Genomic DNA, 16801 nt, shown 5'->3' on the forward strand with positions numbered 1-16801 from the left:
AAAGTTAGCTAAGGAGCCCGCGATGGCCGAGATTGAACGCGAAGCGATGGAATACGACGTGGTGATCGTGGGTGCAGGTCCTGCGGGCCTGTCTGCGGCCATCCGTCTGAAACAGCTGGATGCCGACCTGAACGTAGTGGTTCTGGAAAAAGGTTCGGAGGTTGGCGCGCATATCCTGTCAGGCGCGGTTCTCGACCCCTGTGGTCTGGATGCTCTGATACCGGACTGGAAGGAAAAAGGCGCGCCGCTGAATGTGCCCGTGAAAGACGACAAGTTCTACATGCTGGGTGAGGCGGGTCAGGTCCGTATCCCGAACTTCCCGATGCCGCCCCTGATGCACAACCATGGCAACTACATCGTTTCGATGGGCAATGTCTGCCGCTGGATGGCTGAACAGGCCGAAGAACTGGGTGTCGAGATCTTCCCGGGCATGGCGTGCTCGGAAATGGTCTATGGCGAAAATGGCGAAGTCAAAGGCGTGGTTGCCGGTGTCTTCGGTCTGGAACCAGACGGTTCCTATGGCCCCAACACCGAACCGGGGATGGAGCTGCACGGCAAATATGTCTTCCTGTCGGAAGGTGTCCGTGGGTCGCTGTCCAAGGAAGTGATTGCCAAATACGATCTGTCTGCCAGCAAAGAGCCGCAGAAATACGGTGTCGGCATGAAAGAGATCTGGGAGATCGACCCTGCCAAGCACAAGGAAGGCAGCGTGACGCACACGATGGGCTGGCCGTTGGGCAGCAACGCTGGCGGCGGGTCCTTCATTTATCACCTTGAAAACAATCAGGTTTACGTCGGATTCGTGGTTCACCTGAACTACAAGAACCCGCACCTGTACCCCTATATGGAGTTCCAGCGGTTCAAGCACCACCCGATGGTGGCCGATCTGCTGAAAGGCGGCAAGCGCGTGGCCTACGGCGCCCGCGCGATTACGGAAGGCGGCTATCAGTCGATGCCAAAACTGGTTGCTCCGGGCGTGGCGCTGTTGGGCTGTTCGGCGGGCATGGTCAACGTGCCGCGCATCAAAGGCAACCACAACGCGATGCTGTCGGGCAAAGCTGCGGCCGAGGCTGCTTATGACGCCATCAAGGCCGAGCGTTCGGGCGATGAACTGACGGTTTACGAGACCGAAGTTCGCAATGGCGCGATTGGTTCCGACCTGAAAAAGGTTCGCAATGTCAAGCCGATGTGGTCGAAATGGGGTCTGACCGCCAGCCTGATGCTGGGTGGTCTGGACATGTGGACCAACACGTTTGGCTTTTCGCTGTTCGGCACGCTGGGTCACGGCAAGAACGACGCGGAATCGACCGAGGATGCCAGCAAGCACCAGCCAATCGATTACCCAAAGCCGGATGGAACGCTGTCCTTCGATCGTCTGACGAATGTCTCGTTCGCAGCGACGAACCACGAGGAAAGCCAGCCCTGCCACCTGCGTCTGGCCGATCCGGAAATCCCCGTGAAGGTCAACCTGCCGAAATACGATGAGCCGGCGCAGCGGTATTGCCCGGCCGGTGTGTATGAAGTGGTCGAGGATGAGAGCGGTCCGCGATTCGTCATCAACTTCCAGAACTGCGTTCATTGCAAAACCTGCGACATCAAGGATCCCAGCCAGAACATCACCTGGACCACACCGCAGGGCGGCGACGGTCCAAACTATCCGAACATGTAAGCAAAAAACGGGCAATGGCGGCGCTGTGAAGGCTCTGCCATTGCCTCTTGCCTGCCGAAGCCCTAGCTTACCCCTCAGTCAACGATAGCAAGGCAGGATTTCGGTGTTTTCCCTGGTTCGTCGCGCGGCTTTGTCCGTGCTGTTCATGTCGTCGGTCGCAGTTCCGGCCTATTCGGAAACGGGTGCCGGGTCATATCTGGCCGGGCGGCAGGCGATTTACGAAAACGACTATTCTGCCGCTGAAAGGTACTACGCTCAGGCCCTCAGGTTTGATCCCCAAAATGCGCTGTTGCAGGAAAGTGTTGTCGTCGCGCGCATCGCTTTGGGGGAAGTGGCGCGCGCGCTGCCGATCGCCCAGCAGATCGAAGAAGCCAACCTGCCCAGCCAGGCTGCGCGTATGGTGATTTCGGCCAATCTGATCGCCGAGGGGAAATTTGACGACCTGCTGGCCCGTGACCCTGAAACACAGGGAGTTGGCCCCCTTGTTGACGGCCTGATGATCGCCTGGGCCCATCTGGGACAGGGTGAGATGACGAAAGCGATGGAACAGTTCGATTCCGTCGCCACACAGGATGGTCTCAGGGAATTCGCGCTTTACCACAAGGCGATGGCTTTGGCGTCTATCGGTGATTTCGAAGGCGCCGAGGCGATACTTGCGGACAATGATGGAACGGTTGCCCGGTTCTCTCGTCGTGCCGCCTTGGCCCGCACCGAGATTCTGTCACAGCTGGATCGCAACGAAGACGCCATTCAGTTTCTGGACAATGTTTTTGTGGCGGGCAGTGACCCGACCATCGAGGCGTATTTGAGCCAGTTGGCGGCGGGTGAAACACTGCCGTTCACTCATGTCCGATCCGCTCAGGACGGCATGGCCGAAATATTCTTTACCGTCGGTGCCGCGTTGAACAGCGAAGCTTCGCCCGATTACGTTCTGCTGTACGCACGCCTGGCCAGTTTCCTGCGCCCCGATCATGTGGATGCCATTTTGCTGAGTGCGGACCTGCTGGATAACTTGCAGCAATATGATTTGGCGGTTGAAGCGTACCGCCTGGTCCCGGCGGACAGCAACGATCACCATGCAGCCGAATTGGGCCGGGCCGAAGTTCTGGACCGTTCGGGAAAAACCGATGCGGCCGTCGAGGTGTTGCAAAACCTGGCTGCGCAGGACCCTGATTTTCCGGGTGTGCATGTCGCTTTGGCAGACTTGCAGCGCCGACAGGAAAACTATGCCGCTGCCGTGGCCTCTTATGACACTGCGATCGCCCTGACGGATGGCGCGGCGGGTGGGAATTGGTTCCTGCATTACGCGCGAGGAATCAGCCATGAAAGGTTGAAGCACTGGGATCAGGCCGAAGCTGATTTCCGCCGGGCGCTGGAATTGAACCCGGATCAGCCCCAGGTTCTGAATTACCTGGGGTATTCGCTGGTAGAGCGCAAGGAAAAGCTGGACGAAGCATTGGACATGATCGAGCGCGCCGTAGCTGCGCGTCCGGACAGTGGCTATATCGTGGACAGTCTGGGCTGGGTTCTGTTCCGTCTGGGGCGTTACGACGAGGCCGTCGAACATATGGAACGTGCAGTTGAGCTGATGCCGGTGGATCCAGTGGTCAACGATCATCTGGGTGACGTCTATTGGGCTGTAGGGCGCGCGCGCGAGGCCGAGTTCCAGTGGCGTCGCGCCCTGTCCTTTATCGATCCGGAAGACACGGACGGCGAAGCCGACCCGGATCGGATCCGGCGCAAGATCGAAGTGGGGCTGGATGCCGTTCTGGCCGAAGAAGGTTCGGAGCCATTGAAAGTCGCCAATGGAAATTAAGGCGTTTGCGCCCGCCAAGATCAACCTGACCCTTCATGTGACCGGCCGTCGAGACGACGGCTATCACCTGTTGGATTCGCTGGTTGTATTCGCCGATCTGGGTGATCGGCTGACATTCAGCCCCGGCCCCGAGTTGTCCATGGACGTGCGCGGCGAGTTTGCCGGCGGAGTCCCCACGGACAGCCGAAATCTGGTCTGGAGGGCGGCAGAAGCTGTCGGTTGGACCGGTCATATTCAACTGACCAAGTCCTTGCCCCATGGGGCGGGCATTGGTGGAGGGTCGTCTGATGCCGCGGCCACGCTTGGGGCCCTGGCAGATCAGGGCTGCGACCTCCCGCAGGGCCTGCCGTTGTCATTGGGGGCGGATGTCCCCGTCTGCCTGGAAGGTCGGGCGATCAGAATGCAGGGCATTGGTGATCGTTTGACGGCGGTGAACCTTCCGCACCTGCCCGCCCTTTTGGTCAACCCGAATGTACAGGTGCCCACCGGTGCCGTTTTCAACGCGCTGGCGATCAGAGACAATCCGCCAATGCCTGAAATCACGCCTGAGTTTGACAATGCCGATGAGTGCGCCCAGTGGCTGCGCAATCAACGCAACGATCTGGAAGTGCCCGCCATGAATGTCGCACCCGAGATTGAACAGGTGTTGGACGAGTTGAAGATGACCAATCGCGCGCTCGTGGTGCGCATGTCAGGGTCAGGATCAACCTGTTTTGCGCTGTATCCGACGATGAAAGACGCGCATTTTGCCGCCTATGAGGTCGGCGCAGCCCATCCTGATTGGTGGTGCCGCGCCACGCAGCTCAATTGAGACGTGAAACCACGTAATCGGCCAATTCGCGTAGCAGACCGCGAATTTCGTGGTCAGGCAATACATCCAAAGCGGCTTTGGCCTTGTTTGCCCAACCCAATGCGTCTTGCCGGGTTTCTTCCAGCGTGGCGTATTTGTTCATCAGACCCAGCGCCTGATCCAGATCCCCGTCCTGTTGGCGGCCTTTTTCGATCGTGCGCTCCCAGAAGGCGCGTTCTTCCGGCGTGGATTGCGCCACGGCTTTGATGACGGGCAGGGTCAGTTTCCGTTCACGGAAGTCATCGCCAACATTCTTCCCGGTCGCTTTGCTGTCGCCCTGATAATCCAGCAGGTCATCGGCAATCTGGAACGCGATCCCCAGGGAATCGCCATAGGCGAAAAGCGCTTTGACCTGCTCTTCCGAGGCGCCTGCGATCACGCCGCCCACTTCGGTCGCGGCTGAAAACAAGGCCGCCGTCTTGCCGCGCACGACCTGAAGATAAACGCTTTCATCCGTACGCAGATCGGTTGCGGCCGTCATTTGCAGCACTTCGCCTTCGGCAATGGTTGCAGAGGCATTGGCCAGGATATCCAGAACCCGAAGCGAGCCCGTTTCCACCATCAATTGGAAACTGCGTGAAAACAGGTAGTCGCCAACCAGAACACTGGATTTGTTGTCCCACAGCAGATTGGCGGTCGGGCGGCCCCGTCGCTGTGCGCTTTCATCCACGACGTCGTCATGCAGCAGGGTGGCGGTGTGGATGAACTCGACCGTCGCCGCAAGGCGCACATGGTGGTCGCCGGAATAGCCAAACAGGCGTGCTGCGGCCAGTGTCAGCATCGGGCGCAGGCGTTTTCCACCGGCTTCGACCAGGTGCTGCGTCACTTCGGGGATACGTGGCGCATGGTCCGACGCCATCCGCGTGCGGATCAGCCCGTTCACGGCCTCCATCTCACCCGCCAGAATTTCAGCGAGACGCTCATGCGGTTTTGAGATCATGTCGACGGTCATCACACTCCTGATACAAGACTCGACTTTCGCCTCGCCTTGCCCTTACATCCATCCCCATGAAAGAACTGTTGCGCAGTACCGATCCGACGATCCTGGCCTTTGCATCCGCTCTCCTTGAGGGCGAGGATATAGACTGCTTTCAGATGGACGTAAATATGAGCATCCTCGAAGGTGGTATCGGAATATTCCCCCGACGTCTGATGGTTCGGTCCGAAGACCTGACCCGGGCCGAGCGTGTGATGCGCGACAACGAGATCCCGCTGGGCCGATGATGCGCTTCGACGACAATGAATTGACGTGCAACGATTTCCTTGGTGGTCGGGTGCGATTGCTGCAACCTGCGTCAGGTTACCGCGCCGGGGTAGACCCTGTTCTGCTTGCCGCATCCGTCCCTGCAAAGGCCGGGCAAGCCGTGCTGGAACTGGGGTGTGGCGCGGGGGCCGCCATTCTGTGCCTGTCCGCGCGGGTACCGGGGCTGCAATTGGTTGGGATCGAATTGCAACCGGCCTATGCGGATCTGGCCCGCCGCAACTCGGATATCAACGGCTGTGATCTGGACGTGATCGAGGCTGACCTGAACGCTTTGCCTGATGACCTCCGACAGCGTCACTTTGATCACGTTATAGCGAACCCGCCCTATTACCGTGCGGGGGCGCATAGCCCCGCCAGCGACACAGGGCGGAGCATTGCCCTGGGCGAAGATACGCCGCTGATCGACTGGATTACTGTTGCGGCCAAACGCCTTGCCCCTCGGGGGTTCCTGCACATGATACAGAAAGCCGACCGTCTTCCCGATATGCTGACGGCATGTGAGGGGAAACTGGGTTCCATCGAGGTGCTGCCGCTCAGCGCGCGGGCGGGCCGCCAGGCCGAGCTGGTCATCCTGAGCGCCCGCAAAGGGGGACGCGCGGCATTTCGTCTGCATGCGCCTTTGATTCTGCACGCCGGTGAGCGCCACGAAAAGGACGGTGACAGCTATACCGAGGCGGTCTCTGCCGTGCTTCGACAGGCCGCTCCGTTGCCTCGGAACTTGTGCCATCGGCAATGACCAGCCGAATTTGTCGGATTTGTTACAGATTCTGTGCGTCTGCAGCGTGACAGGGTGGAAACGATGTGGTCAAATTCTTACGTGACATACAGACACATAAACAAGGAGGATCGCAATGAGCGTGAGCGCACATCTGACGGAACTGAAGAAAAAGCACGAATCTCTCGGTCTGGAAGTGGAAGAAGCCCAACGCTCGCCAGGTATCGATGATCTCCATATTGCTCAGCTGAAAAAACAGAAGCTCAAGCTGAAAGAAGAGATCGAACGCCTGTCCGCTTAAGTTTTCAGGCTGGCGCGGGCCGCTATCAAGGCTCCGCCGGTGATCAGGAAGGCCGCGATCGCAAGCCCCCAGGATGGGGCGGCGATCCCGGCCACCACCAAAGCTAGGGTCGACAACAACGGGGCCGCATAGGATGAGGTTCCGAGGATTTGTATGTCGCCTTGCTTGACGCCTATGTCCCAGACGTAGAACGCCAGCCCGACGGGCCCAAGGCCGAGTGCCAGCACCGACGCCCAGCCCAGTGCCGTATCGGGCAGTTCAGTGTCTTCCACCGCCAGATGCAGCAGACCCGAGGCGAGCGCAGCCGCAAGGCAGAAAATTGCGACGGAACTGGTCGGCGTGCCCTCCAATCTGCGTGATAGAACGGAATAGCCCGACCATGTCAGTGCGCACAGCAAGGCCAGTGCATATCCGGGCAGGTATTGGGCCTGAAAGCCCGCGCCGCCACCTCCGGCAATGATCACAGCGGCCCCTGCAAATCCAAGGCAGGCCCCGATCAGGTGGCCAATACGCAGATGTTCACCCGGCAACATCCCTGACAGAAGCACAATGAGCAGAGGCCAGAGATAAGCGATCAGCCCGGCCTCGGCAGCCGGTGCCATGCGCAAGGCCGAAAAATACAGCGCGTGATAGCCAAACAGGCCCAATGCGCCAAACAGGTAGGTCGTCCAGGGTACTCGCTTTAGATCGCTCAGACCACCTGTCACCATCGCCCAGACAAGCCCAAGCGCACCGCCAATCGAAAAGCAGATCGTGTTCAGCAGCAGGGGCGGCGTAGGCGCCGACCCGACGGTGAACAACGCCAGCAAGGCCCATAGCAAGACAGCCACGAAACCGATGGCCGTTGCGCGCATTTTGGTCATGGGTGGGAAACCTCTTCAATCGGTATGATTTTGAACTCATCCGATATATGCGCGGTTTTTTCAATCTCGGTCAGGAACCAATCGCGAAACGCTGCGATCTGAGGTTTCTTTTCGGCCCCCGGCAGGCAAAGAAACCGGAACCGGCCTTGTGTTTCCAGTGCCACCTTGAACGGTGCAACCAAGCGGCCTTCGGTCAGGTCCTTGAGAATCATGGCGCGTCGCCCCAGTGCCACGCCGACACCGGCAACAGCGGCATCAATCGCGTGATCTGCATTGGAAAAATGCGCGCCATGTGTCGGGGTAAAATCCATTCCCACGGCACGGAACCAAGCGGGCCAATCGCAGGGCGGGGTCAGAAAACTGATCGAATCGTCATGGATCAGTGGGGCCGCTTCAAGGCTGCCCGGCGTGGTGAATTGTTCCGCCAACTCCGGGGTCATGACAGGGGTCAGCCATTCCTTTCTGACGGGAACGGAATACAGCCCGTCATCGGCTGAATTCCCGAACCGGATGGCGACATCCACATCGTCCCGCTCCAGATCCATGTTGCGTAGCGTGGCCGAGAATTTCAGATCGATCTCGGGATGCGCCCGGGCAAATTCATAGAGCCGCGGCGCCAGCCACTTGGCGGTCAAAGCAGGGCCCGCGGTGACGGTCAGGCTTGTGTCATCTTCCTGTCTGCGCACTGCGCGCCACGCGGATTGCAAGGTGGCAAACCCTTCTGCCGCACCGGGCGCAAGGGCACGGCCCGCCTCGGTCAGTTCTACGGCGCGGTTCAGGCGGCGGAACAGCGGACGTCCAAGGTGTTCTTCAAGCGACTTGATCTGAAAGGACAGGGCAGCTGGTGTCACATGCAGCTCTTCCGCCGCCTTCGCAAAAGACATGTGCCGGGCCGCGGCGTCAAAAGCACGCAACGCGGTCAGCGGAGGAAGATAGTCACTCATAGTGAAGTAAATCTTAACTGAAGATCCAAGAAAGCTCGTTTGTCGCTTTCATTCGTAACCCTCATATTCACATCAGGTCAAACAAAACTGACTTGAAAAAGGAGACTGCCATGATCGAGATGACGACGAATCCCGCCGCCCAGATGGCGATCCTGCGTGCCCATCAAGAGCGCAGCAGGGTGGTCTGGCAGTTTTGGGGATGGATATTCGGTTCCCGCTGATCGCAGCGCGCGCGTTCTTACGGGATCAGAAAGGGCCGGCCCAAAAGGACCGGCCCGTTTTTTGTTCACAACTCTGGATCAGACGAAGAATTGCGCACCGTTGGCCGAGATCGTCGAACCGTTGATGAACTGCGAATCGTCCGATGCCAGGAAGACCACGCAGCGGGCGATTTCCTCTGGCTCACCCAAGCGGCCGGCCGGGATCTGGCCAATGATGGACTCGCGCACCTTCTCGGGCACAGCCATGACCATTTCGGTTGCGATATAGCCGGGGCAGATCGCGTTGGCAGTGATGCCCGCCCGCGCGCCTTCCTGCGCCAAAGATTTCACGATGCCCAGGTCGCCGGCCTTGGTCGCAGCATAGTTCACCTGAGCGAATTGGCCTTTCTGACCGTTGATCGAGCTGATGACGATGACACGGCCGAACTTGCGCTCGCGCATGCCGGGCCAGATGGGGTGTACGGTGTTGAACACACCGGTCAGGTTGGTGTCGATCACGTCCTTCCACTGGTCGGGGGTCATTTTGTGGAACGGAGCATCGCGGGTGATGCCTGCATTGGCGACGACCACATCGATGGGGCCAACTTCGGCTTCGACCTGTTCGATGCCCGCTTTGGATTCGTCGTAATCCGCGACGTTCCACTTGTAGGTCTTGATCCCGGTTTCTTCGGTGAATTTTGCAGCGGCTTCGTCATTCCCCGCATAGGTGGCCGCAACGTTATACCCTTCGGCTTTGAGCGCCTTGGAAATTGCTGCGCCAATGCCGCGGGAACCGCCGGTTACGAGAGCTGTTCGTGCCATTTATGACTCCTTCAATTTTAGTCGTCTTGGTAATGCTGTTACTCTGAGAGATGATCGTGCGCAATATTGTTTCGTCGTGAATCTTGGTTTCCAGGCGGCAATATCGTCGCATCCAAGGGTTAGAACCTCAATGTAACAAAAAAGGCGCCCAACTGGGCGCCTATTTCTATTTGATTGTCAAAGCGCTTAGTCGCGCTCCACACACAGGGCAACGCCCATGCCGCCGCCGATGCACAAGGTCGCCAGACCCTTTTTCGCATCGCGCCGTTTCATTTCGAACAGCAGGGTGTTCAAAACACGGCACCCCGAAGCACCGATCGGGTGGCCGATGGCAATGGCGCCGCCGTTTACGTTGACGATCGACGGATCCCAGCCCATGTCCTTGTTCACGGCGCAGGCCTGTGCGGCAAAGGCTTCGTTGGCTTCGACCAGGTCCAGATCGTCAACCGACCAGCCTGCTTTTTCCAGCGCTTTGCGCGATGCATAGATCGGGCCGACGCCCATGATCGACGGGTCCAGACCGGCGGTCGCATAGGACGCGATGCGTGCAAGAGGTTCGATTCCGCGCTTTTCCGCGTTTTCGGCTGACATCAGCAGTGTCGCGGCCGCACCGTCGTTCAATCCCGAGGCGTTGGCTGCGGTGACCGAACCGTCCTTGGTGAAGGCCGGGCGCAGTTTGGCCATGGCTTCCATGGTCGCGCCATGACGGATGTATTCGTCTTTGTCCATCACGATGTCGCCCTTGCGGGTCTTGATGGTGAAGGGCACGATTTCGTCCGCGAACTTGCCGGCCTTTTGGGCTGCTTCGGCTTTGTTCTGCGAAGCGACGGCGAATTCATCCTGCATTTCGCGGCTGATCTGCCATTTCTCTGCAACATTCTCGGCAGTCTGACCCATGTGATAGCCGTTGAAAGCATCCCAAAGACCATCGCGGATCATCGTGTCGATGTATTTCATGTCGCCCATCTTGTGACCGGCGCGCAGCGCGGCGGCGTGGGGTGACAGGGTCATGTTTTCCTGACCACCAGCAGCGACGATTTCCGCGTCTCCCAGCTGAATATGCTGGGCGCCCAAAGCAACGGCGCGCAGGCCCGAGCCACAAACCTGATTTATGCCCCATGCGGCGCTTTCCTGAGGCAGGTCGGCATTGATATGCGCCTGACGCGCGGGATTCTGGCCTTGGGCGGCAGTCAGAACCTGACCCATGATGGTTTCGCTGACTTCGCCTTTTTCCACTCCGGCGCGCTCGACAACTGCTTCCAGGACGGCAGCGCCCAGATCATGGGCAGGGGTGTTCGCAAACGAACCACTGAAGCTGCCGACACCTGTTCGTGCGGCGGATGCGATTACTACGTTGGTCATATGATCAGTCCTTTACCGTCATGGGCCAGCGGAATTTCTGACGGCGCAGGTCAAGAGGTGTCCTCTCGAAACAAGAGCGCCCCGTGATCCCCCGCTCAAGTACCCTTGCAATAGCGCAACGCTGCACATGCAGCAACGGGCAGCTTGTCTCAGTGTCGGAAAAGGTGGGAAAATGTCGATGAGCAGGCAATCAACTTCCTGTTTTTGATTTGTTTTCCTGTTTCCAGGGTTCCGCGACGCTGGGTGCGCCATACAAGAATCCTTGCAGGCAATCCACGCCACTTGCCACCAAAAACGCTGCATCCTCCTGTGTTTCAACCGATTCGGCCGTGACCAGAATTTCGAATTCACGGGCCACCGCGATCAGCGCCCGCACCAATGTCTGGTTGTCGGGGTCGGTGCTGATGCCCCGCACGAACTGTCCATCGATTTTGGCTGCGTCGAACAGAAACTCGCGAAAATGGCGGAAGCTGAAGTTGCTGGCACCAAAGTCATCCAGCGCAAAGGCGATGCCACGATCCTGCAATCGGTCCATGAAATCGACAACCAGCTCAGGTACCTGCATGGCCGAGCTTTCGGAGATTTCGAGGATCAACCGTTCGCCCAAGCCGGCATCTCGTTTCAGAAACCTGTCCAGTATTCTCGACCAGTTGGAATAACCGATCGAGCGGGCTGACATGTTGATCGACAGGCGTATTTCCGGGTTCTTCGCCAAGGTACGCAGCCCAAGCTCCAGCGCCACGCAGTCGAGTTCGCGGCCGATAGGCGTGTTTTCGACCTGAGGCATGAATTCGCGGGCCGGGATGACGCGGCCGGTTTCGTCCAGAACCCGAATGAACCCTTCGTAAAACGCGACACTGTAAGGGGCGTGCGCCTGTATCACCGGCTGAAAGGCCAGTTTGCATTGCTTATGCTTCACGGCATCGGTTGCCATCTGCACAACCGAACGATCCCGTGTCGAAACTGCCGCATTCAACGGGCTGTCCGACCCTTCAGGCAGATGTGCCAGTTTTTTGTTTCCCATAAGCGCGGATTCCCATGTGTCCGGGACAGGTGTCCGGTCACAGTCTCGGGGCAAAGAGATGAATCTGCGGTTAAGGGGTCGGAAAAATTTCCGCCTCGGGGGCTCAGCGGGTGGATTGCCAAGCGCGCGCCAAAGAGGCTGCGGCGCCAAGTATTGCGCCCATCGCACCTAGGGCCATCATTGCAAAACCCAGCGCGATCAGGGCTGAAACGGCGCCCCCAAGGGCTGCGAGCATGGCCATCAACAGGCCGAACAGGCCGAAAAAGGTTGAAATGGTTGCCAAACGATTCATACCGACCCTCGCTCACTCAATACACGGCGCCTGTCGACCGATATGGCGTTGAATGGCCGAGTTTCAAGGCACAAGCAGGGTTCAGCCGGCCGTTTCAGGCCTGTTCTGCTTGTCCGCTGGGCAGTTTTTTGTCCAGATGCTCAAAACCTGGCGTTCCGCGATCTTCCGGATGGCGCGCCAGATGCTTGGCCTTGATCTGTTCCGAACTGTCCCGGCTGCCATCGTGGCTGTACCCCGGTGGGGCAAAGCAGTAGGCCAGCCGCTGTTTCAGGGTCAGGCCCGGCTGGGTCGCGTCGCGCCAGATGGCCACCCATTCGTGAAAGGCCACCCGCAGGGGATTGAAGGTGCCGATATTGTGCACCAGACCATAGTCCACCCGGTCGTCCTCCTGCTCGGGGACGAAGGTGCCGAACAGCTTGTCCCAGATGATGAACACCCCGGCATAGTTGCAATCCAGATAGCGCGCGTTGCGGCCGTGATGGGCGCGGTGGTGACTGGGCGTGTTCATTACCGCCTCGAACCAGCGGGGCATCTTGCCGATGGCTTCGGTGTGAATCCAGAACTGATAGATCAGATTGAGGCCGCCGACGAACAGAACCATCGCCGGATGGAACCCAAGCAGGATCAGCGGGGCGCGTACGACCATCATGAAAGTGAACGTATAGGTCCAGGTCTGCCGCAGCGCGGTCGTCAGGTTGTAGTGCTGTGAACTGTGATGGTTTACGTGACTGGCCCAGACCCAGCGGATGCGATGGCCAAAGCGATGGACCCAGTAATACCGCAGATCATCCAGGACAAAGCACAGGATGATAACCGGAATTGACGTGCCCAGGTTCATCGGCGTGATTTGCCACAGCCACATGAAAAACGCATAGGCGATAAAGCCCAGCAAAAAGCCCGACGCGATGTTTCCGGCGCCCATGATCAAAGAGGTCACCGCATCGCGTGTTTCATAGCGCCCGCCTTTGCCTTTGACTGCGATCCACAGAAACTCGGCCAGAATTGCTGCGATGAAAAAAGGAACGGCCCATTGTACCGCATCGGGAAAACTAATCTGGTCTGTCATGCGGGCTCCATCAGGTCACGCCAGTGATCGCGTTCGAATTCGTCCAGTCGGATGAGTGTTTTGGGCACCGAGAATTCGTGAAACAGAATCTCAAAGCCTTCCGGATGATCCAGAAGATCATAGTCCAGCAGATGCCGGGCCACGGTGTCGGCCCCGAAAGACCAAAGCAACCCATTGCCCGTACTGGTGCGCACCACCGCGGCGTGGCCATCATGGGAAACCGTGACATCGACCACATCGTCGTCCGGAAAGTGACGTGCCCATTGTGAGCGTGCAGTGTCGGGCGTCAGCATCACCTGCTGCGACCTGCCGGTGAGATGCAATAACAGGGTGACGCCAGCTATGCCGCCGACGACCAGCGCCAGTAGAACTTCAAGTGGCATTCCATCCTCCTGAGCGCAGAGTGCAAAGGAGTTGAAACTCTGTCAAAGGTGGCGTTGCGTCAGCTGTTTTCCAGCTGTTCCAGTATCTCGTGTTGCACCACACGTTCGACGAAGGGCACCAGACCCTCGGGGCCGGATGTACGATCCTTCAGATGGATGCAGATATCCGGACGGCGGGCGGCAATAATGCCCACCATTTCACCACGGATCGTGTCGTCAAGCCCCGCGCCCAAGATGGCGCAGGCAATCCGCGGCTCGGCATCCAGCTGTTTTCGAACCTCGTCCGTGTCATGTGCGCCCAGCCACTGAATCGGCAGATGATCCAGTTGCCGCGCCACATCACCGATCACATTTGGCAACCGTCCGATCAGCAGTACGACGGGTTTCATCATTGCCTCCATTCTCTAAGGTCGCAAACGGAAACCGGCCCATAGGGGCCGGCTCAAGTGTAACACGAATCGAAAAGAGCCGCGTGCCTAATTGGCAATCGTGTAGACTATGGCGTCGCCTTTGCCTTTGTTGCGAATGAACTCCACCTGAGACCCGTCAATTTTGACCTTCAGGCAGTCTTCAGGAAATTTCTTCTGACCCGCGACGACATTCCTACACCAGAAACGTTTGTTCCAGACCCAGGCACCGGTTATCTTTACGTTGTTTCGCCCCACGCCTTCAATTTTTCCGTCCGGGGAAATAATCAGCCAAGTATCACCGCTAACAAGCTTTTTACCCGCTACAGCTTCGATAAATTGCTTTTGTTTCTTCAGCTCTTTGGCTTCAGCGGCAGACGTTAGCCCGGTGACAAGTAGTGCTGCAGCTGCCAGACTGAAAATGAGTTTCATAAAAATCCTCCCACTCTTAATGCGTGGGAGGGTACCATAAATCCGCGAATTTTTCTAAATGCGTTAACTTTCGGCGCCAACAAGCGTCGAGATGATCGCTTTGGCACTGTCCGAGTTCCATTCGGCGTCGCCGATCAGCCGGGCGATTTCCTGTCCTTCGGGATTCAGGATGACCGTGATCGGCAAAGCGATGACGCCGAACTCACGGGCAGCGGCCGAGCTGGGGTCCTGATGACGGGGCAGGTTGGCGATACCGTTTTCTTCAAAGAACTTTTTGATACCGGCAGGTGAATTGCGACCCGTGGCCAGTGTCAGAACCTGAAACTTGTCACCGCCGAACTCTTCCTGAAGCTCAGCGATCTGAGGCATTTCCTTGCGGCAGGGCGCACACCAGGTGGCCCAGAAATTCAGCAGCACATATTTGCCCTCGTAATCAGCAAGCGTGCCGACACCGCTGTCGTCTTCCAGCTGGAACTCGATTGATTTGGCGGGTTTCGGCTCCTTGTGCAGGATCAGACGTTTCAGGCTGTCTTCCCGCAGAGGGGCCAGCGTCTCGGCATCGGTCGCCAAGGCGGCATTTGCACCCAGCGCAAGGGCCATATAAAGGGGGATCAGACGAAATAGGCGCATATCAACTCCGGGTTTTCTTACATGACCGATCAATCCTCGAACCAGATGTGGGGCGGCCGCTTTGCCGCCGGTCCAGACGCGATCATGGAGGCGATCAACGCCTCGATCGGGTTCGATCAGCGGATGGCAGCCCAGGACATCGCAGGCTCGCGCGCCCATGCGGCCATGCTGGCTGCCACAGGCGTCATAAGTGATAGTGACGCCGAAGCCATTCGGGAAGGGCTGCTCACCGTTTTGTCAGCAATCCAGAACGGAGAGTTCCAGTTTTCGACTGCGCTGGAAGACATCCACATGAATGTCGAGGCACGCCTGAAAGAGATCATCGGCGAGCCCGCAGGCCGTTTGCACACAGGGCGTTCGCGCAATGATCAGGTCGCAACGGATTTCAAGCTGTGGGTCCGCGATCAGCTGGACGCGGCTGAATCCGGCCTGTTGGCCCTGATCCGCGCGCTTTTGGCGCAGGCCGAGGCCGGGGCCGATTGGGTCATGCCGGGCTTTACCCACCTGCAAACGGCGCAGCCGGTGACATGGGGCCATCACATGATGGCCTATGTCGAGATGTTCGGCCGTGATCTGTCCCGCGTTCGTGACGCCCGCGCCCGGATGAACGAATCCCCACTGGGTGCGGCGGCGCTGGCTGGCACGTCCTTTCCGATCGACCGTCATATGACGGCCCAGGCGCTGGGCTTTGACCGGCCCGCTGCCAACTCGCTGGACGCCGTCAGCGACCGGGATTTCGCGCTGGAGTTCCTGTCGACCGCCTCGATCTGCGCCGTCCACCTGTCGCGCTTGGCCGAAGAACTGGTGATCTGGTCCTCGGCGCAGTTCCGCTTTGTTACACTGTCAGATCGGTTCTCGACCGGCTCGTCGATCATGCCGCAGAAGAAAAACCCCGACGCGGCCGAGCTGATCCGCGCCAAGGTGGGCCGGATCTTTGGCGCCAACACGGCGCTGATGATGGTGATGAAGGGCCTGCCGCTGGCCTATTCCAAGGACATGCAGGAAGACAAGGAACAGGTCTTTGATGCCGCCGACAACTGGATGCTGGCGCTGGCGGCGATGGAAGGCATGGTCAAGGACATGACCGCCAACCGCGACAGCCTGGCCGCTGCCGCCGGCTCGGGTTTCTCGACTGCAACCGATCTTGCCGACTGGCTGGTGCGCGTGCTGGGCCTGCCATTCCGCGATGCGCATCATGTTACCGGATCGCTGGTGGCCATGGCCGAGAAGAAGGGCTGCGACCTGCCGGATCTGGCGCTGGATGACATGCGGGCGGTCCATCCCGAGATCACAAATGACGTCTACTCTGTCCTTGGTGTCGAAAACTCTGTAAACTCACGCCAGTCCTATGGTGGCACGGCCCCGGATCAGGTGCGTGCTCAGGTTGAACGATGGAAGGCAATGGTGTGATGACCGTGCTGCGAGCGATCCTGATTGCAGGGTCCGGCCTTATGCTTGCCGGATGCGGAGCCGACGGCGAGCCCGTACAGCCCGCGCCCGCTCAGCCAACTGTCAGTGCGACCATTGGGGTAGGCTCAAGCGGAGCGTATGTTGGCGGTGGTGTGGGTCTGAGCCGTGGGCCGCTGGGAATTTACCTGGGATTCTAAGCCACTTTCATATTGCGCATCGGTTTTGTTTCTACCAACGTGAATTGGCATGCCGGTGCGCATGTCATCCAAAGAAAAGATACTGAAATGAGAACACTAGGACTGTTTCTGGTATTTGCGGCTTTGACGGCTTGCGAACCTACATCGGCAAGAC

At 58.6% G+C, this 16801-nt stretch carries 20 protein-coding genes; 8 read left to right on the top strand and 12 right to left on the bottom strand.

Annotation, left to right across the window (positions count from 1 at the left end):
* Positions 1-22: 22 nt before the first annotated feature.
* The 3 genes from ACR0DJ_RS00545 (at position 23) to ACR0DJ_RS00555 (ending at position 4296) form a co-directional block, all read left to right on the top strand.
* Entirely contained in the window at positions 23-1669 is a 1647-nt protein-coding gene (locus ACR0DJ_RS00545; RefSeq protein ID WP_425078966.1) for an electron transfer flavoprotein-ubiquinone oxidoreductase, read from the top strand.
* 145 nt (positions 1670-1814) lie between these two features.
* Positions 1815-3485 (top strand): tetratricopeptide repeat protein, encoded by a 1671-nt coding sequence (locus ACR0DJ_RS00550; protein WP_480684746.1) that lies wholly within the window; start codon positions 1815-1817, stop codon positions 3483-3485.
* The gene (locus ACR0DJ_RS00555) at positions 3475-4296 is read left to right on the top strand and encodes a 4-(cytidine 5'-diphospho)-2-C-methyl-D-erythritol kinase (RefSeq protein ID WP_480683557.1); all 822 of its coding nucleotides are present in this window, start codon (positions 3475-3477) and stop codon (positions 4294-4296) included. Before ACR0DJ_RS00550 ends, ACR0DJ_RS00555 begins: the two co-directional genes overlap by 11 nt.
* Here the strand turns inward: ACR0DJ_RS00555 and ACR0DJ_RS00560 are convergent.
* Positions 4289-5287 (bottom strand): polyprenyl synthetase family protein, encoded by a 999-nt coding sequence (locus tag ACR0DJ_RS00560; RefSeq protein ID WP_257599934.1) that lies wholly within the window; start codon positions 5285-5287, stop codon positions 4289-4291. The two genes, ACR0DJ_RS00555 and ACR0DJ_RS00560, sit on opposite strands and share 8 nt — an antisense overlap.
* Positions 5288-5343: 56 nt before the next feature.
* On the opposite strand from ACR0DJ_RS00560, the gene ACR0DJ_RS00565 reads away from it, so the two are divergent.
* The 3 genes from ACR0DJ_RS00565 to ACR0DJ_RS00575 all read left to right on the top strand — a co-directional run bounded on the left by ACR0DJ_RS00565 (position 5344) and on the right by ACR0DJ_RS00575 (position 6615).
* The gene (locus ACR0DJ_RS00565) at positions 5344-5559 is read left to right on the top strand and encodes a putative signal transducing protein (protein ID WP_152456800.1); all 216 of its coding nucleotides are present in this window, start codon (positions 5344-5346) and stop codon (positions 5557-5559) included.
* Complete coding sequence (locus ACR0DJ_RS00570) at positions 5556-6335, top strand: tRNA1(Val) (adenine(37)-N6)-methyltransferase (RefSeq protein WP_480683558.1); 780 nt, start codon at positions 5556-5558, stop codon at positions 6333-6335. The genes ACR0DJ_RS00565 and ACR0DJ_RS00570 overlap by 4 nt, the downstream gene beginning before the upstream one ends.
* A 115-nt stretch (positions 6336-6450) precedes the next feature.
* Positions 6451-6615 carry a YdcH family protein gene (locus ACR0DJ_RS00575; protein WP_170346328.1) on the top strand — a complete coding sequence of 55 codons (165 nt, stop codon included), beginning with the start codon at positions 6451-6453 and terminating at the stop codon, positions 6613-6615.
* On the opposite strand, the gene yddG is transcribed toward ACR0DJ_RS00575, so the two are convergent.
* The 11 genes from yddG to ACR0DJ_RS00630 all read right to left on the bottom strand — a co-directional run bounded on the left by yddG (position 6612) and on the right by ACR0DJ_RS00630 (position 15040).
* The gene (gene yddG / locus ACR0DJ_RS00580) at positions 6612-7478 is read right to left on the bottom strand and encodes an aromatic amino acid exporter YddG (protein ID WP_480683559.1); all 867 of its coding nucleotides are present in this window, start codon (positions 7476-7478) and stop codon (positions 6612-6614) included. The genes ACR0DJ_RS00575 and yddG overlap by 4 nt on opposite strands.
* Positions 7475-8422: a transcriptional regulator GcvA gene (locus ACR0DJ_RS00585; protein WP_170346330.1), complete on the bottom strand. Its 948-nt coding sequence runs from the start codon at positions 8420-8422 to the stop codon at positions 7475-7477. Before ACR0DJ_RS00585 ends, yddG begins: the two co-directional genes overlap by 4 nt.
* Positions 8423-8721: 299 nt before the next feature.
* The gene (gene phbB / locus ACR0DJ_RS00590; RefSeq protein ID WP_425078962.1) at positions 8722-9444 is read right to left on the bottom strand and encodes an acetoacetyl-CoA reductase; all 723 of its coding nucleotides are present in this window, start codon (positions 9442-9444) and stop codon (positions 8722-8724) included.
* Between the two features lie 186 nt (positions 9445-9630).
* Positions 9631-10806 carry an acetyl-CoA C-acetyltransferase gene (locus ACR0DJ_RS00595; protein ID WP_480683560.1) on the bottom strand — a complete coding sequence of 392 codons (1176 nt, stop codon included), beginning with the start codon at positions 10804-10806 and terminating at the stop codon, positions 9631-9633.
* A gap of 190 nt (positions 10807-10996) precedes the next feature.
* A complete protein-coding gene (locus ACR0DJ_RS00600; RefSeq protein ID WP_257599937.1) occupies positions 10997-11830 on the bottom strand; it encodes an EAL domain-containing protein in 834 nt (277 codons plus the stop codon).
* Between the two features lie 103 nt (positions 11831-11933).
* On the bottom strand, positions 11934-12122 hold the full coding sequence (locus ACR0DJ_RS00605) for a hypothetical protein (RefSeq protein WP_170346334.1): 189 nt from the start codon (positions 12120-12122) through the stop codon (positions 11934-11936).
* A gap of 94 nt (positions 12123-12216) precedes the next feature.
* A complete protein-coding gene (locus ACR0DJ_RS00610) occupies positions 12217-13188 on the bottom strand; it encodes a sterol desaturase family protein (protein ID WP_170346335.1) in 972 nt (323 codons plus the stop codon).
* Entirely contained in the window at positions 13185-13571 is a 387-nt protein-coding gene (locus tag ACR0DJ_RS00615; RefSeq protein WP_480683561.1) for a hypothetical protein, read from the bottom strand. The genes ACR0DJ_RS00610 and ACR0DJ_RS00615 overlap by 4 nt, the downstream gene beginning before the upstream one ends.
* Before the next feature lie 59 nt (positions 13572-13630).
* Complete coding sequence (locus ACR0DJ_RS00620) at positions 13631-13960, bottom strand: hypothetical protein (protein ID WP_480683562.1); 330 nt, start codon at positions 13958-13960, stop codon at positions 13631-13633.
* A gap of 87 nt (positions 13961-14047) precedes the next feature.
* Entirely contained in the window at positions 14048-14410 is a 363-nt protein-coding gene (locus tag ACR0DJ_RS00625; RefSeq protein WP_480683563.1) for a hypothetical protein, read from the bottom strand.
* A 63-nt stretch (positions 14411-14473) separates the two neighbouring features.
* Entirely contained in the window at positions 14474-15040 is a 567-nt protein-coding gene (locus tag ACR0DJ_RS00630) for a TlpA disulfide reductase family protein (RefSeq protein ID WP_425078958.1), read from the bottom strand.
* Positions 15041-15061: 21 nt separating this feature from the next.
* Here ACR0DJ_RS00630 and argH point away from each other — a divergent pair, with 21 nt between their 5' ends.
* Positions 15062-16450, top strand: a complete 1389-nt coding sequence (gene argH, locus ACR0DJ_RS00635; protein ID WP_480683564.1) for an argininosuccinate lyase — start codon at positions 15062-15064, stop codon at positions 16448-16450.
* A complete protein-coding gene (locus ACR0DJ_RS00640) occupies positions 16450-16647 on the top strand; it encodes a hypothetical protein (RefSeq protein ID WP_170346340.1) in 198 nt (65 codons plus the stop codon). Before argH ends, ACR0DJ_RS00640 begins: the two co-directional genes overlap by 1 nt.
* Positions 16648-16801: the final 154 nt, after the last annotated feature.

It is taken from the genome of Ruegeria sp. BF10 (assembly GCF_056538725.1).